The sequence below is a fragment of the Endozoicomonas sp. SESOKO2 genome (genome assembly GCF_024606245.1).
Lineage (GTDB): Bacteria > Pseudomonadota > Gammaproteobacteria > Pseudomonadales > Endozoicomonadaceae > Endozoicomonas_A.
Map to the genome: position 1 here is coordinate 1 of NZ_JAHHPQ010000042.1, position 2112 is coordinate 2112.

Annotated in this window: 4 protein-coding genes; 2 read left to right on the forward strand and 2 right to left on the reverse strand. The window is 48.8% G+C overall.

Annotated features, from left to right (window positions below; translation table 11 throughout):
- The coding region (locus KDK17_RS00985) for a cation transporter (RefSeq protein ID WP_257287145.1) at nt 1-216 on the reverse strand (216 nt) is incomplete at its 3' end.
- A 132-nt stretch (nt 217-348) separates the two neighbouring features.
- Entirely contained in the window at nt 349-933 is a 585-nt protein-coding gene (locus tag KDK17_RS00990) for a heme-binding protein (RefSeq protein WP_257253092.1), read from the reverse strand.
- A gap of 85 nt (nt 934-1018) precedes the next feature.
- Between KDK17_RS00990 and KDK17_RS00995 the strand changes: the two genes are divergently transcribed.
- Nucleotides 1019-1702, forward strand: coding sequence for a response regulator transcription factor (locus KDK17_RS00995; RefSeq protein ID WP_257253094.1), 684 nt, complete (start codon nt 1019-1021; stop codon nt 1700-1702).
- A 7-nt stretch (nt 1703-1709) separates the two neighbouring features.
- Nucleotides 1710-2112: hypothetical protein (locus KDK17_RS01000; RefSeq protein WP_257287146.1), on the forward strand; the 403-nt coding region annotated here is incomplete at its 3' end.

Below are 2112 nucleotides of genomic sequence, written 5' to 3' on the forward strand. Positions count from 1 at the left end.
ATCCAGATCGACCACAAGGCGTTCTGTAGCAAAGGCGACTCTGACCTGCTTGACGCCGGCGGAGGCAGCCAGTGCTTTTTCGATGTTTGCCGCACAGCTGGCGCAGTCCATTCCGCTCAGTGACCATCTGTAGCGGGTGGTCGCTCCAAAGGAGGTGACGGGCTGAACCACATTTTCTGCTGGATAGCAGCTTTTCGTCGCTGCGCATTTGGACATGGATGCACTCTTACCAAAAAACATATAAAAACATATTTATATGTTATGCCTGATTTCAGCAGAGTCAACCTGTTTGTTGATAAACACGTGTGCTACTCATCAGAATCTCTAATGAGTAGCGTCAAGGTTGATTTATTTCAGCGTTATCTTGATAGCCTGCTCTGCACATGCCTGATCCAGGTGGCCGCCGGGGGCACCGCCAATTCCGATGCCGCCCACAATCTGTCCATCAACCTTGATTGGCATACCGCCACCGAGCAGCAACATGCGTGCATCCATATCTTTCAGACCTTGCAGGAAAGGCTTATCGGTTACCAGTTTGGCGAGGTTGGCAGTAGGCTGACCCATAGAGGCTGCGGTGAACGCTTTTTTCTGAGCGCTGTCCACAGTGTGTGGTCCAGCCAGCTCAGAGCGGCCGAAGGCTTTCAGGGAACCTGTGCGGTCAACAACAGCAACACTGACGTTGTAACCGTCTTTGCGGCAGAATTGCAGACCCTGATTGACCAGTTCTATCGCGGCTCTGTCAGTCAAGGTTGGCAGGGCGGTGGTTTTTGCCTGTGCGCCAATAGCCAGTCCCGTAGCGATAAAAGCCAGTGCGATGATGCTCTTTTTCATGGTGGTTTCCTTGATGTTTTTCTCGTTGTCTCTGTGATGCTGCCGTCTCAGCGACTGGTTATAGAGTAGTGAGCCAGCATTGCCCTGACCTTGCCTGAACATTACAGGCTGGAAAGGTCCCTTCTTTTCTGACGGTTTACTGGTAAGCTGAGTTCGAAGAAAAATACTAATAATTTGGAGTAGCCTGTTGAATATCCTGATGGTAGAAGACGACTCAGTTATATCCACCTTTGTCAGTGACGGTTTAAAAGAGCATGGCTATGGCGTAGCCCAATGCCAGAGTGCCGAGGAAGCTCTGGATGAAGTCGGTGTTGAGCCTTTCGATCTGGCCATTGTGGATATCATGCTGCCTGGGTTGAACGGCCTGGATCTTGTGAAAACGCTAAGGGGGCAGGGTGCCAACTTTCCTATTCTTTTCCTAAGTGCCCGAAAGGCAGTAGACGACAAAGTTTCTGGTCTGAGAATTGGCGGAGATGACTATCTCACCAAGCCTTTTTCTTTTAATGAACTCCTGGCAAGGGTAGAGGTATTGCTGCGCAGAAATCAATCTACCCGGACAGTGCTATCAGAAAAGCTGAGCTTTCATAACCTCAGCTTTGATCCATCCCGAAAGCTCGCTTGGAGAGGTGATAGGAAACTCTTCCTTCAACCCAGAGAAATGGTTCTGCTGGAGTTCTTTCTTCGAAACTGTGAGAGAGTAATTTCCAGAACACAGATCATGGAGCATGTCTGGGATTATCAGTTCGATCCACAAACCAATGTCGTTGATGTTCTGGTCTGTCGACTCAGAGGCAAGATTGATAAAGATGAATCCGTCAAACTTCTGCACACGATCAGGGGGATGGGTTATGTGCTCAGAGCTGGTGAATAAATCAGTGATGACTGGCACAGGCGAAATGACGCCAACCAAGCAAGTACTAACTCTCTGGTTTGGAGTCATTATGATGGTGATTGCTTCAGTTCTGGGAGCCGTTAGTTATCACCTGTTTGAAGAAGAATTAGTCAGTCGGGACGCCCAGCTGCTGATAGTAATCAACAATAATATGCAGCGCATATACAACAGTAGTGGTCAGGGAAAGATTTTGACAGTACTGGAACGTGATCGTTATTTTCTACGTTTGAGCGGCTACAGTGCCAGCCTTTGGTCCGACGATGGTGATTTGTTGTTTCATGAGGGTGTTGACCTACCGTTTTCTGCAACAGAAAGACTGGATGATGGCAGTCTGGTCATTAAACAGCTGGTGGGTAGCCAGACACTGGTTCTGAGTCTTTCCAGTACCC